The organism is Noviherbaspirillum sp., from assembly GCF_035254865.1.
GTDB lineage: Bacteria > Pseudomonadota > Gammaproteobacteria > Burkholderiales > Burkholderiaceae_D > Noviherbaspirillum.
Genome location: NZ_DATFAF010000060.1, coordinates 88,176 through 104,277, shown reverse-complemented (window position 1 = coordinate 104,277; position 16,102 = coordinate 88,176). Strand labels below are relative to the sequence as shown.

Below are 16,102 nucleotides of genomic sequence, written 5' to 3'. Positions count from 1 at the left end.
TTGCCTCCCGCTTGACACTCATGAAATTCATGCCTACACTTTATCAAAAATCAGAACTAAGTTCCAGTTTTCGGAACTTCTTATCAACGAGAAGAGGAGATGGAGATGAAACGCATTTCTCTGAAATTCAGCGTCGGCGTCGCCCGCGGCATCCTGGGAATGGCATTGCTGGGTACTGTAGCGGTCGCCGGTGCGCAGCAGTCAATCAACATCGGTGCTACTGTGCCGCTGACCGGTCCGTTGTCACTGACCGGCAAGCAATACTTCAACTCGCTCAAGCTTGCTGAGGAAGACATCAACAAGGCTGGCGGCGTCAAGGGTGCGAAGGTTTCGTTCAGTTTTGAAGATGCCCAAGCGTCGAACGGAACCATGATTAACGCATTCGTCAAGGTGGTGCAGGAGCGGAAGCCGCCATTCGCCTTCCTGACCAGTTACAGTACGCAGAACATCGCAGTTGCTCCGGAGGTCACCAAGGCAGCTATCCCTGTCATGTATGCCGGCGGCGCGGACGCGGTCGCCGAGCTGAATAACAAGTGGATGTTCCGGATTCGCCCGCAGGACAGCACCGCCGCGGTCGCAATGGCGCGTTACGTCAAGGATAAGCTCAAGGGTGTCAAACCCGGAATCATCTATATCCAGAATGACTTTGGTCAGGGCGGCGCAAAGGCAGCAACCAAGTTCCTGGAAGATCAAGGCATCAAGGCAGTAGGCACCGAATCGTACGGCCAGAACGACAAAGACATGTCCGCCCAATTGCTGAACCTGAAAGACAAGGGCGCGGACGTCATTCTGGCCTTTGTCTATCCGCAGGACGGCGCGCTGCTGCTACGTCAGATCAAGACCCTTGGCCTCAGTCAGCCTGTGATCTCCTCATCGGCCGCCTTTGTACCCGCAGCCATGCAATTGCTGTCGCCGTCGGACCTGGTGAACGTGTGGGGCGTTATTGACGCACACCTGCCCGGCACCCCCAAGGGCAAGGAATTCCTTGAGCGCTATAAGGCAAAGTTCGGCACTGATGCCGATCCCTACGGTGCAGCCTATTACGACGGCGCATTGCTGATGGCGCAGGCGATGAACGCCGTGGGTACTGATCCGGCCGCCCTGCAAGCCTATCTCTCGAAGGTGAAGAACTACCAGGGTGTGTCGCACGTGTACACCTTCGATGATCGCCGCAACGGGGTGCATGACGTTGCTGTCGTGAAGTTCCGCGCCGGCACCAAGGACATGGACTATCTCGAATCCATCACGGTGAAATAATTCACTACACCGGCCGCTCAACGCGGCCGGCGTCAGGGAGATTAGTCTTGGATGCATTATTTCAACTGGTGATCAACGGGGTCGCCCTGGGCAGCGTGTACGCGCTCGCCGCACTCGGCTTTGTGATCGTCTATTCCTCCACCAGCATCGTCAATTTCGCAGCAGGCCAGTTCGTGATGCTTGGTACGTTTCTTGGCGTGCTGACCATTCTGAACCTGCAGTTGCCAGCCGGCGTGGCATACCCGCTGGCCATTGGCGGTATGGCGCTGTTCGGGCTGGTTTTCTACTTCGCTATCCACCTGCCACTGCAGAAGCGGCCGATCGTTTCCGTCATCATCGGTACCGTCGCGGCCGGTATCATCATGCAGAATGCCGCACTGCTGATATGGGGGCCGTGGCCGTCGCGCATACCTTCGCTCTTCGGTGACGGAACCATCGCAATTGGTGCCAGCGTCGTCACGGTACACGCACTGGCAACGATAGGCATTACGCTGATGCTGATAGCGCTGCTGTACGTGCTGTTGTATCGCACCGGCGCGGGACGCGCAATGCGTGCCATCGCGCAGGACATCGAAGCCGCCAAAATGATGGGTCTGCACGTCACGATGTGGCTTGGATTCGCCTGGATCCTGGCAGCCGTGTTTTCAGCATTCGCCGGCCTGCTGGTCGCACCCATGTGGCTGGCCGACGTCAACATGGGCGACCCGATTGCCTTAAAGGCCTTTGCCGCGACCATCATCGGCGGCTTCGGCAGCGTTCCCGGTGCCATCGCCGGAGGCCTCATGGTCGGCCTTGTCGAAATCCTCGGTGCATCGTATGTCTCGTCGACCTACAAGGATCTACTCTCGTTCGGATTCATGATTGTGTTTTTGCTCGTGCGCCCACAAGGGATCTTCGGCGAGCGGATCGGCGAAAGGGGATGATGCATGCGCAATAAGTACACCAGCCATCTACTTATCCTGGCGCTCATTGCCATGGCTGCAGCCGCTCCGCTGTTCGCCAGCGACTATATGGCACGGCTGCTTGCCGTGGCCGCTATTTCGATCGTCGCGGTGCTGGGGATGAACATTGTCTTCGGATATGCCGGTCTCATTTCGCTGGGCCACGCCGCCTTTCTTGGCATGGGATCGTACGGCGTCGCCATCCTGACCGTTCGCCATGGCTTAGGGCCATGGACGGCAGCTGTTATCGCGATAGCGGTGACCGCCGTCGTCGCCTACGCCATCGGCCGTCTTGTCCTGCGCTTGAAGGGGCACTACCTGGCGCTGGCGACACTGGGATTGAACGTCAGCTTTACCATTGTCACCTCCAACTGGATCGCGTTTACCGGCGGAAGTGACGGTATCGCCAATATTCCGGCGCTGTCGCTCGCCGGCTGGACGATTACCACCGAAAGAGATTTCTACTGGTTTGCGCTGACTGTCGTCGTGCTGCTGGCCATGGCCGAATGGCGCCTGCGGCATTCGCATGCCGGACGTGCCTTCATGGCCGTGCGCGACGACGAAATCGCCGCCGCCATGACCGGCATAGCGGTTACCCGGGCCAAGACTGCTGCCTTCACTATGGGTGCGGTCTATGCGGGGATCGCCGGCTGCCTGTTCGCCTTCCATGTACGCTTCGTGTCGCCGGATGATTTCGCCTACCACCACTCAATCACCCACCTTGCCATGCTCATTGTCGGCGGCGAGGGTGCGATCGGAGGTGCGATCCTCGGCGCAGTCGCGGTGACCATGCTGCCCGAGGTGCTGCGCTCGGCGGGTAATGCCTATCTGCTCATTTTTGGTGTGCTGGTACTGCTGGTGCTGGTGCTCCTGCCAAAGGGCCTGGTCAGTCTCCTGGAGCGACGCAAGCGGCCCGAAGCCGCGCGCGAGCTACCGGCAATCGGCACCATGGAGGTCAAGCAATGAGTTTGCTGCGCATTGACAACCTCGGGATTCATTTTGGCGGGCTGAAAGCGCTCAATGACGTCAGTATCGACGTCGCGCCGAACCAGTTCTTCGCAGTGATCGGCCCGAATGGTGCAGGCAAGACAACCTTGCTGAATGTACTCACCGGCCTGTACAAGCCAACCAGCGGGCGCATCGCGTTTGACGGCCGCGACATTACCGGAATGCCGACGGATACGATTGTGCGTTCGGGACTGGGGCGCATTTTTCAGAATGGGAAACTGTTTGGGCGGCTCACGGTGCTGGAGAACCTGATGCTCGGTGCGGCCATCCACGAGCGTCCCTCCTTGCTGTCGTCATTCCTCGGGATCGGCAAGAGCGGGCAGTTCGAACGGAGCGGGCGCGAGCAGTGCATGGCCATGCTGGAGCGGTTTCGCCTCGCGCATCTTGCGCACCGGGATGTCGGATCTTTGTCCTACGGCAATCGACGCCTGGTGGAGATGGCGCGTGTTCTGGTCGCCGGCCCGAAGATGCTGCTCCTGGACGAACCCGCCGCAGGCCTCAATCTTGGTGAGGTTGATCAGTTGATGGAGCTGCTGCGTGAGATCCGCCGGGAATATCACCTGTCCGTGCTGCTGATCGAGCACAACATGGGCATGGTCATGCGGCTGGCCGAGCGCATCGCGGTGCTCAATTTCGGGGAAAAACTGGCAGAGGGAACGCCGGCAGAAATCCAGCAGCATCCGAAGGTGCTGGAAGCTTACCTGGGCAAGGGGTACAAGCATGTTGAAGTGTGACGATCTCAGTGCCGCGTACGGTGACATTGTGGCGCTGCGCGGGATCACTATCAGTGTAGCGCCGGGCGAAGCAGTTGCGTTGATCGGGGCCAACGGTGCAGGCAAGACGACGCTTCTGCGCGCCATTTCCGGCCTGATGCCGCTACGCAAGGGCAGTGTGCAATTTAATGGCGGCGCGATCGACAGGCTGTCCCCGGAAAAGCGGGTCCGTACCGGTATTGCACATGTCCCTGAAGGGCGGCGCATCTTCCCTGGACTGACCGTTCGGGAGAACCTGGAAGTTGGCGCTGCCGCGCGCAGGGCTAGTCGTACCGAGATCAACGCTGATTTCGAACACGTGTTTGCCTTGTTCCCGCGACTCAAGGAGCGCCAGAAGCAACTGGGCTGGTCGCTGTCCGGCGGCGAGCAACAGATGCTTGCGATCGGGCGCGCGCTCATGTCGCGCCCGCGCCTGCTGCTGCTGGACGAACCGTCGCTCGGTCTGGCGCCGCGCCTGGCCGAGGAAGTCTACGCCAGTATCGCCAACATCAACGAAGGCGGCCTGACCGTCGTGTTGGTGGAACAGAACACGGTATTGGCGTTGCAGGTGGCACAGCGCGCATATGTGCTCGAAAACGGGCAGATCATTCTGAGCGACAGAGCCGACCGTCTCCGAGACCATCCACGGGTACGCGATGCGTATCTCGGCAAATAACCACGATAACGAGGCAAATCATGTATCCCGATTCTTCTTCGCAGTCTGCAGCCTTGTACGAGCGGGCCAAACGGTCCCTGCCCGGCGGGAATACCCGCACTACCGTCTATATGTCGCCATATCCCTTGTATGCTGCTTCAGGGCTTGGCTGCCGCGTCACCGACCTGGACGGCGTCGAGCGCATCGATTGCATCAATAACTTCACCTCCCTGATTCATGGCCACGCCCATCCCGCGCTGGTTGAAGCTGCCACCTGCCAGATCCAGCTGGGGACGACATTCGGCATGCCGACTCCCAGCGAAGTGTATCTGGCAGAACTGCTGAGCGGCCGCGTGCGGTCAATGGAGCGAGTGCGTTTCATGAATTCCGGCACCGAAGCGGTGATGATGGCACTAAAGGCCGCTCGCGCTTATACCGGCCGCCCGAAGATCGCAAAGGTCGAGGGCTCGTACCACGGCTCGTATGATTATGCCGAAACGAGCCTTGATGCGGAGCCGTCCAACTGGGGGGAACAAGCTCCCAATTCGATCGCTTATGCACGTGGCACACCGCAGGGCGTCCTGTCCGACGTGGTTGTACTACCGTTCAACGATGTGGTCAAGGCTGAGGAACTTCTGCGAGCGCACGGACCGTCGCTCGCCGCGGTGCTGGTCGACCCGGTGCCGAACCGGGTCGGACTGGTACCCGCGTCGAAAGAATTCATGTCCATGCTGCGCCGTGTGACAAAGGATACTGGCGCCTTACTGGTGATCGATGAAGTCATCACCCTGCGCTTAGCCATTGGCGGCGCCCAGTCAATGTACGATGTGGTTCCCGATCTGACGGCGGCGGGCAAGATTATCGGTGGCGGTTTTCCTGTCGGCGCGGTGGGAGGCAGTGCTGAGGTGATGGGCGTATTCGATCCCTCGCGCGGCCGCCCGCCGGTTCCGCACGGAGGCACGTTCTCGGCCAACCCGGTCACGATGATGACTGGATTGACGGCCATGCAACTGTTCGACGGCGCAGCCATTGAACGACTCGGCCGCTTCGGCGACCGGCTGCGCAGCGCCATCAATGTCGCCTTTGCGTCGACCGGCATCCCGGGGCAAGCCACTGGCGTGGGGTCACTGCTGAAAGTCCATTTCCACAACCGACCCATTACCGACTACCGATCGGCGTTTCCCACACCGCAGCAACAGCGCCTGATGGCGCGGCTCACGATCAAGCTGCTGAACAACGGCGTCATGACTGCAAGCTATGGGCTGATCGCGCTATCAACGGCGATGACAGACAGCGATATCGAGCAGATCGCTGTCGCGTTCCGGCAGGCGCTGACGGAAATTGCCGCTGAAGGGCTTGAGGCGAACGCCGGTTAGATCCGGCCATCCCACTGACATACGTAGAGCACCGGACCGCAGCTTCGCAGGCTGCGCAGGGGCAGTCTTTTTTGGAGAATTACATGGCTATTACCGTCGGCATTGATGTGGGCGGCACTTTCACCGATCTGATCCTGATGGACGACGCTCGCGGGGAGGTGCGCCTGGCGAAGGTTCCGACCACGTTGGACAACCAGGCATTCGGCGTACTGGCGGCCCTGGCAAAGACCGCGGTTCCGCTCAACGCGGTCGACAGTATTGTGCACGGCACCACTACCACAACCAATGCCGTGCTGGAACGCAAGGTCGCTCGTGTGGGGATGATCACCACGCGCGGATTTCGGGACGTGCTTGAGCTCGGGCGTCGCACGCGCCCGAAACCTTATGGACTGAAAGGAAGTTTCAATCCGGTGGTGACGCGTGAATTCCGGCTCGAAGTGGATGAGCGCATGGATTCGGCCGGTAACGTCATTACCCCGCTTAACCGTGATCAGGTGATTGCCGCGGCCAGCCAGTTGCGGGAGATGGGCGCGGAGTCCTTGCTCATTCATTTCCTGCACAGCTATATCAACCCCGCGCACGAGCTGGAGGCGCTCGAACTGGCGCGTGAAGTCTGGCATAACCGCTACATCACTGCAGGACATCAGGTGATCTCCGAATTCCGCGAATTCGAACGGGGAACGGCGGGTGCGGTGAATGCCGCAGTGCAACCGATCCTGGATCGTTACATCGATCGCCTGCAGGGTGAGTTGTCGAAGGAAGGTTTTCGCAATGACCTGCTGGTCATGCAGGGCAACGGCGGCACCGTGTCCTCGCGCTCGGTATCGCGTGTCGCTGTCAACACTGTCATGTCCGGTCCTGCCTCCGGCGTGATGGCAGCAGCCCATGCCGGACGCCTCGCGGGCTTGCCGAATCTGATCACTTACGACATGGGCGGCACCTCCACCGATGTGGCACTGATCGAAAACGGCCTGCCCAAGGTATCAAGCGAACTCGAGCTCGAATACGGCATGCCGATCCACGTTCCGATGGTGGACGTCCACACGGTCGGTGCGGGTGGAGGTTCCATTGCGCGTGTCAACGCGGGCGGCATCCTGCAGGTGGGCCCGGAGAGCGCCGGCGCACATCCTGGCCCGATTTGTTACGGACGCGGCGGCGACGAGCTGACCATCACCGATGCCAACCTGTTGTTGGGGCGGCTTGACCCGGCAAAGCTCCTGGCAGTGGACAACCCGGTGAAGCTTTCCACTGTCGCGCACTTGATGGAAGAGAAGGTCGGCCGCGCGTTGGGGCTTGATGCCACGGCCGCCGCGGCTGCGATTCTGCGCATCGGCAACAACAACATGGCGAGTGCGATCCGCCTGGTAAGCCTCTCCCGCGGTTACGACCCACGCGACTTTGCACTGTTCGGCTTTGGCGGCGCCGGTCCTTTGCATGCGACCGCATTGGCGCGCGAACTGGGCATTCCAAAGGTGCTGATCCCGGTTCGCCCCGGCCTCACTAACGCGCTGGGCTGTCTGGTGGCTGACGTACGGCACGATCTCGTCAGGACGTTCAATAAGCCGCTCGCGGCGCTGGCCGATGCCGATATTGCGCACTGCCTTGACAGCCAGAATGCTGAAGGGCGCGCCATCATCGACCGCGATGGCATTCCTGTCCACGACATCAGCGTGCTGCACACGGCGGACATGCAATTCCAGGGACAGAGCCATCTGCTGACGGTGGATCTGTTGCGCGACGACGCGAGCGTCGAGGCACTGCATCGTGCATTTGCCGTCGCGTACTGGAACCGCTTCGAAGTCGAACTGAGCGAGCTGCGTCCGGTCCTCGTCACGCTGACCACGACGGTGATCGGCAAGCGCACAGCACCGCCGCTGTCGCACCTGCGCCAAGCGCAGCCGGCTTCCACACTGGCCGGCGCCGAAGTGGATCGCCGCCAGGTCTGGTTCGAGGGCAGTGGCTGGCTCGACACACCGGTTTATCGCCGGGAGCGTTTACCCGACGTCGAGGTGACCGGACCGGCCATCATCGAGCAGCTCGATTCGACCGTGGTACTGGAACCGGCAAACCGTGCGCGCCTGGATACGTCCGGCAACCTGATCATCGAAATCTAACCAATTCCCCCTCGAGGACAACATCATGGCAGCAATTGATCCCGTGACGCTCACTGTCATCCAGAGCGGCCTGCAACAAGTCTGTAATGAAATGGACTTATCGTTTTGCCGTGCTGCTTTTTCGCCGGTGATCTCAGAATCGCAGGACCGTTCCAACGGTATTTATCACCGGGATACGGGCGAGCTGATCGCGCAAGGCGAATATGGCCTGCCGATCTTCGTGGGCACCATGCAATTTTCGACACAGGAAGTGATCAAGCGTGCCGGCGATATCGCGCCCGGGGACATCTTTATCGTCAACGATCCCTATCTGGGCGGAACGCATCTGATGGACGTGCGATTCGTGAAGCCATTCTTCTACCGCGGCAAGTTGTTCTCCTGGCTGGCGAATACGGGGCACTGGCCGGACATCGGCGGCATGGTACCTGGCGGATTTTCCGCGCATGCTACGGAAATCGAGCAGGAAGGCATCCGGCTGCCACCGGTCAAACTGTTCAAGCGCGGTGAGCTCGATCAGGAAATTCTCTCCATCATCATGTCGAACATCCGCATTGCCGAAGAGCGTATCGGAGATATTAAAGCACAGGCATCTTCGCTTGTGATCGGCGAAAAGCGCCTGACGCAGCTGCTGGATCGATATGGCCAGGACACGATCGAAGAGGCTATTGCCGAACTCAAGCGCCGCTCGGCCACCTTGATGCGCGCTTGCGTCAACCGCATTCCTGACGGTGAATATACTGGCGAATCGTTCCTGGATTCGGATGGCGTGGTCGACGAGCCGTTACGAATTCGGGTGCGCGTGACCAAGACCGAAGGGCTGTTGGAGTTTGACTTGGGGGAATCGAGCCCGCCGTGCCAGGGTCCAATGAACAGCGTGGTGGCTACCACCAGGTCATCCGTGTACCTGGCCATCAAGCACATCTTCCCGGACGTGCCGATCAACGCGGGAACCTTCGAGCCATTGCGCATCAAGGATCCCGAAGGCACCTTTCTCTATGCAAAGTATCCACGCCCGGTATCTGGTTGCGCTGCCGAGGTCAGCCAGCGTATCGCCGAGGCGGTGTTCAATGCACTCATTCCGGCCATTCCAGATTGGCTGTTCGCGGCCCCGGCCGGCACCACCGCCAATCTTGCCATTGGCGGCTATGACCCCTTGAAGCAGCGCTCATACGTGATGTACGCCATCTCCGGTGGCGGATATGGTGGCTACGACGGCGGTGACGGATTGACCAACGGCTGCTCGACCATCGGCATTTCGAAATCACAGCCAGCCGAGGTGCTCGAACAGCTGTATCCGATACTGTTCGAGAAATACGCTATCCATGAAGGCTCTGGTGGCGCCGGCAAATATCGCGGCGGCATGGGCATTCATTTTCGCATGCGCTTACTACGCGGGACTGCGACCGCGTCGATGGTCATGGATCACGGAAAATTCGGACCGCCCGGCGCCCTCGGTGGTAGCGATGGCGGCAAGACGCGGATCGTGATCTATCGCGACGGCAAGCCGTACGAACCGCCGCATGTCAGCAAGGATCAGGGTGTGATCATGCAGGCCGGCGATGTGATCGAGGTCTTCACCCCGGGCGGGGGTGGCTACGGAGACCCAATGCAGCGTGACCGGAGCGCCGTGTTGCGGGACGTAGCGCGCGGCTATTACTCGGCCGAGCAGGCTGCTGAAAAGTTCGGCAGCTGCTAGCGACAGAAAACAGATATGAATCGCCGGCGTGGCCGGTGTGCAACTGTGGAGGATGCGGAACGTGATAGACAAGACTTGTCCATCGATCGAGCAGGCGGTGGCAGACGTGCACGATGGTGCAACGGTGATGGTCGGAGGTTTTGGCAACGCCGGCATGCCGCTCGCGCTGATTAATGCCCTGATCCAACGGGGTGCGCGCGACCTGACGATCGTCAACAACAATGCCGGGAATGGCGATACGGGACTGGCGGCCTTGCTCAAGGCCAAACGCGTACGCAAGATCATTTGCTCTTTTCCACGCCAGACCGATTCCTATGTATTCGACGCGCTGTATCGCGCGGGTGAGATTGAGCTTGAACTGACACCGCAGGGCAACCTCGCGGAACGCATCCGCGCCGCGGGTGCAGGCATCGGCGGCTTCTTCTCGCCGACAGGCCATGGCACGCTGCTGGCTGAAGGCAAGGAAACACGAGTGATCGGCGGCCGGCATTACGTGCTGGAGTCGCCAATCCATGCGGATTTCGCACTCATCAGGGCGCTGCGTGCTGACCGGTGGGGCAATCTCGTCTATCGCAAGACTGCCCGCAACTTCGGCCCGATTATGGCGATGGCGGCCAAGTGCACCATCGTACAGGTGGACGAAGTCGTGCCCCTCGGTGAACTCGATCCGGAAACGATCGTGACGCCAGGAATATTTGTGCAGCGTGTCGTTCGGCAGGAGGCGGTGAAATGAAGCGACTGACGCGTGATGAAATGGCTAAGCGGGTGGCGCGGGATATCCATGAGGGTGCCTATGTGAACCTCGGAATCGGGTTGCCGACGACCGTAGGTAACTTCCTGCCTCGCGATCGCGAAATTTTCCTGCATAGCGAGAACGGTATACTTGGCATGGGGCCCGCTCCCCGGCAGGGCGAAGAAGATGAAGATTTGATCAACGCAGGCAAGCAACCGGTAACTTTGCTACCGGGCGGAGCATACTTTCATCATGCCGACTCTTTCGCCATGATGCGCGGTGGGCATCTCGACATCTGCGTCCTCGGGGCGTTCCAGGTATCGGCGACGGGTGATCTGGCTAACTGGCATACCGGTGCTCCCGGCGCTATCCCTGCGGTTGGCGGTGCGATGGACCTTGCGATTGGCGCTAAACAGGTGTTCGTGATGATGGAGCACCAGACCAAGAACGGTGAAAGCAAGATCGTGGAGAAGTGTTCCTATCCGTTGACCGGGGTCGGCTGCGTAAATCGCATCTACACCGATCTGGCCGTTATCGACGTGACCGCCAAGGGCTTGCTGGTGCGGGAAATCGTCGACGGACTGGATTTTCCCGGCTTGCAGGAACTGACGGCCGTAGCGCTGATCGACGACCGCTAGACTAACGTTGACGACACGTGCTGCAAACGTGCTCTTGCGTCGTGACAGCAAAGAAGCATCGTTGCCCGGAAGGCGCAGTGATGTGAGTGAGATAGCCCCGGAATTTCGTCTTCCAACAGATGGTATAAATCACTGATTGGAAGGAGAACGAATGTTGAAGTTACCGCAGAAGGCGTACACCGCCGAATTCAAGGAGCAGGCGGTTTCCCAGGTCAATAGCGGGCGCGGCATCGCCGCTGTGGCCAAATAGATCAGCATGTCCGAGCAGACGCTGCGCAACTGGATCAAGGCGGCCGGGCAAGGCAAGCTCGTGTAGAAACCGGCCCGCGCCACTCTCAGAACCCGGCACATCAGCACAAGGGAATACTGGTCCCGATGCTCATTCATAAAGCGTTACTTCACTCTGGCTCCCTGGCAAAGGGTAACCCCTCCGAAAAAAAAGCCCGCAGACCTTTCGGTTGCGGGCTGAATCCAATTCAAGGAGAGTTGGAGGAGACGGTTCAACTATATCGAGAGCGTATTCATTCGTCCGCTTTATTCTCGTGATAGCAGGTATTTCCACTTCGTATATCTCCTCAAGTCCACCCTTGTCGTCTTTCAAGGAATACCGAAGCGCATGATTTGCCTCAATGACCACGCCCCGGTATGGAGTAGCATCGGCGCATGAATAAGCGGAGCAAAAGATGTTGACAGCAGACGAGCATCAGGTTCCGACGGAGCCACTGCCCGGCGACGAACCGACGCCAGACAAGAAACCGACACCGGACGAAGAGCCTGTGCCTGATCACAACCCGGAATAGGCCGCCCCTTTCCTGCTCCCTGCCGGCGGCATACGACGTGACGAATCGCCTGGCGCAGTGATGCAGGCATAGGCGGTGCGCCACCTCCTGCTTGCGCCCACTTCCGGCGACCGCAAGATCGCCCGAACCACCCTTCAAACGAGGCGTCGAGCCTCCGCCGCAATGCAATCGAGTTGCCCAACATCCGATGACAGAAGGCATGCCTGACTGGCTGACGACAGCCGCATACACCATCATGCCGTGGTTTGTGCTCGTGACCCGCATGCCATGGATCGGCGTCATGGTGCAATTGCTGCTCTGCGTGCCGGTGGTGATGATCGTGCACCGGATCGGAACCACGCTTCTGCAGAGGCTGTCGGCGTCGCTTCCGTTTTCGCGCCGGCTGGTGCAATACGGTCATCGTGCAGGTGCCATGGTCGTGTTCCTGCTGCTTGCGCAAGTCATCCTGCGCAATGCCGCCGACTCACTGCCGGGAATAACGGCCGCGAGGCACTTCAGCGCATTGGCGCTCATCGCTGCCATGACCTGGCTCGGCGTGCGCTGTGTACGTGCAGTCTCCCACACCATCATCGATCTCAATCCGGCCGATTCGCCGGACAATCTTCAAGCACGGCGCATTCAGACACAAACCAAGGTCCTGGGGCGCACCGTCATGGTGATGATTATCCTGGTCGGTACCGGCACGGCGTTGATGACGCTGCCGATCCTGCGCCAGATCGGCACCAGTCTTCTGGCATCGGCGGGCGTCGCCGGCCTGGTCGTCGGTTTCGCCGCCAAACCGGTCCTGGGCAACCTCCTGGCCGGAATGCAGATCGCCCTCACCCAGCCTATCCGGCTGCAGGATGTCGTCATCGTGCAAAACGAATGGGGTCATATCGAAGAGATCACCGGGACCTATGTCGTGGTGCGCATCTGGGACCAGCGCAGAATGGTCGTTCCACTGCAGTGGTTCATCGAAAACCCATTCCAGAACTGGACCAGAACCAGTTCGGACATTCTCGGCACGGTGCTGCTCTGGGTGGATTATCGGATGCCTCTGGACCCACTGCGCAAGGAGGCCGAGCGGATCTGCAAGAGCGCGCCGGAATGGGATGGGCGCCTGTGTCTGGTGCAAGTGGTCGAAGCCAGCGAGCACGCCATGCAATTGCGCGTCCTCATCAGCGCGGGCAACGCGGGTCAGTCCTGGGATTTGCGCTGCCGTCTGCGCGAGGAACTGCTGTATTTCATCCAGCGCGAATACCCCGAATACCTGCCGAAAATTCGGGCAGACATCGCCGAGACGAGAAACGCGGGAGGCTGAGCCAGTCGGGCATTGCCGGCACAATTTGCCTTGATTTTGATCAGTAACGAAATGCTCTTAAGAATCATGGACATAGGGAACACATTCCCTGGTTGTCCACAAGCTTGCCCACAATTAATGTGGGCAAGCTTCGGGTGCCTTCGATTCGCGATCAGCCGTATGCGCTATGCTCAGCGGGGGTTCCCGCGAAGATCTGGGAAACTGTGTCGGATTCCGTCGGGGCAAGCTCCAGCGCCGCCCGCAGGATCAGCTCGATGATTTCCTGATAGGAGCCTGTATCTTCGCGGCATGCATGGCGCGGCAAGAGCCCGGCTTCGACGGCTTTTTTTACTGCTACTTGCACCATTTCATCGGTCACTCTCACCTACGACCTCCTGTCAATAATGCGTGTAATTCGGGCCAATGATGCAGTGTATTTATTACACGCCCGTGAACATGCCGCACACGCACGCCGCCAAAGCAACGGCATGCATGCTGAAATAGCAAAAGTTGTGCCGTGCTCCGGCGCATTTTGTTCTTATACGGACAGACATCCCATATATATGGCTAGGCCACTGCATGGCGCAGGTGTCTAATTACGCATTTGCAATTCTTGAAAACATCAGCAGGATTAGCGCAGGATATGTGGGGAAGAAAAGGGAAGATGTCCGGAATCGCATGCACGGAATGCGGGGCGCGGCTGCCTGCCAATGCCGAAATTTGCGGGGAATGCAGTTATCCTGTCACTGCCCATGCCCGTGAAGCCAACGAAGTCACGCAGGCGACGATCAAGGAATACCGGCTGATACAACTCCTTGGCGGAGCCGTGATTGCAGGCGGCCTCATCGCCGCTGCCGCCGATTCGCCGATCGCTGCGGCGGTATCGATAACGATTGGAATTGCCACCTATATTACCGGCCTGCTCGGTGCGTGGTGGAACACGGGTAACTGAATACCTTTCCTGATCCGCGTCTTTCCCTCGCCCGCCGGGGCAGCCCGCGTTTTAGTGTTGCTCCATCTGCACCGGCGAAATTTGCGCTGTGGATTGCGCCGCAAGCCTGCGCACCTCCTCCACGGCCTTCAATGCATCCGCCAACGAGTCGAGCTGCTGCTGTCCGGACACCATGATGGTCGGCAGTCCGCATGCACGAACAGCGGCTTCGAGATTGCGAAGAGCGGCAAGCTCATCGTTGATCAATTGTTGGCGGGCCATGAGTCTTTCCAATGGAAAACGAAAATCAATCTGCCTAGACTCCTGCCGAACCGAATTTGTTCCGCAATAGACGGCGCTCTTTAGTCCTACCCGCCGCATGATGGCATTCACTCTTGCCATGAACACCATCATTGATGCGCATGATGCCGGTCAATGAATGTCGAAGGTCCTTTGCTACGATGGCCAAGTCAGCAAGGAAGCCCAATGCAAATCGAAACCGTCGGAAAATACCAGCTCCATCTGACCGCTCAGGCAGTGCCGGGAGGCGGCTGGGATCCTTTCGTCTCTGTTCATCGATTCGATGACGAGGCACAGGACTTCAAGTGCGTTCTTGAGACGCACCATGCTTCCGAGCACCCGATCGCGGATTACAAGGAAGCGATCGAAGCCGCCCGCCGCGCAGGCAACGCGTTTCTCAAGAGCGGGAAAATTTGAGTCGATTCATGCGCAGAATCTGGCCGGCTTGCTCTCCTCGGCACAATCTCGTTGCGATATATTCATTTGTTGACCTGGAATAATGCGCACGCTTTTCCCGAATGAAATAATGCTGTACTTCGTCGTACGCAACATCCGACACTAAGCCGCAGGGCATGCGGCATGATTTTCCCGCCTCTCCCTATCGGACACCATTGCAATGATCATCAGGCCAAGTGCATTTTCGCTGAGCTTGACTCTTGCGTTCGCACTACCGTTGATCGACGGATGCACATCCCTGCCGGCGCAAGCACACTTCGCGGCTACCCACGACTCGCGCCACCAACGCGAAATCCGCATGAAAAGCATGTGGCGAGGCAAGCCGTATGAAGCTTTGCTGCAGGCTTACGGTCCTCCCCGCCTTGTGATGAGCGTCGCCAATCATCATCCGCTATTCGAATCCGTCGCGGTATACGGCGTTGTCGATCAGGCAACCGACTGTATTGACGCCTTTCTCCTGGCGGTGCAGGAACCCGACGGGGAACGGGTCATTTCGGATTATTTCTGCCGTTGACCGGGAGCCGGCTACGGCCATCCATTCGGCGCGAGCGCGAATTCACAAGCGCCCTTGATATACTGCAATATGTCAGGTATTTCGCCGCCTTAGGATACAGGTGAGATAGTCAGCATCATCAGCAAGGGCGCGAACGAAGCGAGCAGGTTGCGACTCTAAAGTTTTAACAAAAATAACTGTTTTCGGATTGCCGCCGATGGCACGAGTCCATACCCACTACGACAACTTGAAGGTAGCGCGCGATGCGCCACCAGAAGTGATTCGCGCCGCGTATAAAACGCTGTCGCAAAAACATCATCCTGATCGCAACGGCAACAGCCCCGACGCCATGCGCATCATCCAGATCATCAATGTCGCCTACGAAGTGCTGTCCGATCCGGCCAAGCGCAGGGAGCACGACGACTGGATAGCACGTGCGGAGTCGGACGATGACCGCAGTCGTGAAAGCCGTCACCACTCGCACCGGTATTCACACAGGCACAGCTCGGGAAAGTCGCGTCGCATGACGTTTTACTTTTACGGTTCGCGCTACAAGTCGGTGCTCGACTTCTCGCGCGTGACGCACAAGCTGCGGATGATGCTCGACCATTTCTCAAGAAAGCTGTTCCGCAAGACCTGAAGCCTGGCCGCGGGCACCTCATTGTTGCTCGCG

The 16,102-nt window shown here is 59.1% G+C and carries 17 protein-coding genes; 15 read left to right on the top strand and 2 right to left on the bottom strand.

Annotated elements, in window-relative coordinates:
• Positions 1-105 precede the first annotated feature (105 nt).
• The 11 genes from VJ651_RS14670 to VJ651_RS14620 all read left to right on the top strand — a co-directional run bounded on the left by VJ651_RS14670 (position 106) and on the right by VJ651_RS14620 (position 13,270).
• Complete coding sequence (locus VJ651_RS14670; RefSeq protein ID WP_324108167.1) at positions 106-1,257, top strand: ABC transporter substrate-binding protein; 1,152 nt, start codon at positions 106-108, stop codon at positions 1,255-1,257.
• Positions 1,258-1,304: 47 nt separating this feature from the next.
• Positions 1,305-2,180, top strand: coding sequence for a branched-chain amino acid ABC transporter permease (locus VJ651_RS14665; RefSeq protein ID WP_324108166.1), 876 nt, complete (start codon positions 1,305-1,307; stop codon positions 2,178-2,180).
• A gap of 3 nt (positions 2,181-2,183) precedes the next feature.
• Positions 2,184-3,164, top strand: coding sequence for a branched-chain amino acid ABC transporter permease (locus VJ651_RS14660; protein ID WP_324108165.1), 981 nt, complete (start codon positions 2,184-2,186; stop codon positions 3,162-3,164).
• A complete protein-coding gene (locus tag VJ651_RS14655; protein WP_324108164.1) occupies positions 3,161-3,940 on the top strand; it encodes an ABC transporter ATP-binding protein in 780 nt (259 codons plus the stop codon). The genes VJ651_RS14660 and VJ651_RS14655 overlap by 4 nt, the downstream gene beginning before the upstream one ends.
• Positions 3,927-4,634 carry an ABC transporter ATP-binding protein gene (locus tag VJ651_RS14650; RefSeq protein WP_324108163.1) on the top strand — a complete coding sequence of 236 codons (708 nt, stop codon included), beginning with the start codon at positions 3,927-3,929 and terminating at the stop codon, positions 4,632-4,634. Before VJ651_RS14655 ends, VJ651_RS14650 begins: the two co-directional genes overlap by 14 nt.
• A 20-nt stretch (positions 4,635-4,654) precedes the next feature.
• Entirely contained in the window at positions 4,655-5,989 is a 1,335-nt protein-coding gene (locus VJ651_RS14645; protein ID WP_324108162.1) for an aspartate aminotransferase family protein, read from the top strand.
• A gap of 83 nt (positions 5,990-6,072) precedes the next feature.
• Positions 6,073-8,103, top strand: a complete 2,031-nt coding sequence (locus VJ651_RS14640) for a hydantoinase/oxoprolinase family protein (RefSeq protein ID WP_324108161.1) — start codon at positions 6,073-6,075, stop codon at positions 8,101-8,103.
• Positions 8,104-8,128: 25 nt separating this feature from the next.
• Positions 8,129-9,799, top strand: a complete 1,671-nt coding sequence (locus VJ651_RS14635) for a hydantoinase B/oxoprolinase family protein (protein ID WP_324108160.1) — start codon at positions 8,129-8,131, stop codon at positions 9,797-9,799.
• A 61-nt stretch (positions 9,800-9,860) separates the two neighbouring features.
• Positions 9,861-10,532 carry a 3-oxoacid CoA-transferase subunit A gene (locus VJ651_RS14630; RefSeq protein WP_324108159.1) on the top strand — a complete coding sequence of 224 codons (672 nt, stop codon included), beginning with the start codon at positions 9,861-9,863 and terminating at the stop codon, positions 10,530-10,532.
• The gene (locus tag VJ651_RS14625; protein ID WP_324108158.1) at positions 10,529-11,170 is read left to right on the top strand and encodes a 3-oxoacid CoA-transferase subunit B; all 642 of its coding nucleotides are present in this window, start codon (positions 10,529-10,531) and stop codon (positions 11,168-11,170) included. Before VJ651_RS14630 ends, VJ651_RS14625 begins: the two co-directional genes overlap by 4 nt.
• Before the next feature lie 999 nt (positions 11,171-12,169).
• Positions 12,170-13,270, top strand: coding sequence for a mechanosensitive ion channel family protein (locus VJ651_RS14620; RefSeq protein WP_324108157.1), 1,101 nt, complete (start codon positions 12,170-12,172; stop codon positions 13,268-13,270).
• 151 nt (positions 13,271-13,421) lie between these two features.
• Here VJ651_RS14620 and VJ651_RS14615 read toward each other — a convergent pair whose 3' ends face one another.
• A complete protein-coding gene (locus VJ651_RS14615) occupies positions 13,422-13,634 on the bottom strand; it encodes a hypothetical protein (protein ID WP_324108156.1) in 213 nt (70 codons plus the stop codon).
• A gap of 279 nt (positions 13,635-13,913) precedes the next feature.
• Between VJ651_RS14615 and VJ651_RS14610 the strand changes: the two genes are divergently transcribed.
• Positions 13,914-14,201: a hypothetical protein gene (locus VJ651_RS14610; RefSeq protein ID WP_324108155.1), complete on the top strand. Its 288-nt coding sequence runs from the start codon at positions 13,914-13,916 to the stop codon at positions 14,199-14,201.
• Between the two features lie 51 nt (positions 14,202-14,252).
• Here the strand turns inward: VJ651_RS14610 and VJ651_RS14605 are convergent, their stop codons facing one another.
• A complete protein-coding gene (locus VJ651_RS14605) occupies positions 14,253-14,594 on the bottom strand; it encodes a hypothetical protein (RefSeq protein ID WP_324108154.1) in 342 nt (113 codons plus the stop codon).
• Between the two features lie 72 nt (positions 14,595-14,666).
• On the opposite strand from VJ651_RS14605, the gene VJ651_RS14600 reads away from it, so the two are divergent.
• The 3 genes from VJ651_RS14600 (at position 14,667) to VJ651_RS23640 (ending at position 16,069) form a co-directional block, all read left to right on the top strand.
• Positions 14,667-14,897, top strand: coding sequence for a hypothetical protein (locus VJ651_RS14600; protein ID WP_324108153.1), 231 nt, complete (start codon positions 14,667-14,669; stop codon positions 14,895-14,897).
• 337 nt (positions 14,898-15,234) lie between these two features.
• Complete coding sequence (locus tag VJ651_RS14595) at positions 15,235-15,450, top strand: hypothetical protein (protein WP_324108152.1); 216 nt, start codon at positions 15,235-15,237, stop codon at positions 15,448-15,450.
• Positions 15,451-15,646: 196 nt separating this feature from the next.
• Entirely contained in the window at positions 15,647-16,069 is a 423-nt protein-coding gene (locus VJ651_RS23640) for a J domain-containing protein (protein ID WP_414691347.1), read from the top strand.
• The last annotated feature ends 33 nt before the right edge of the window (positions 16,070-16,102 follow it).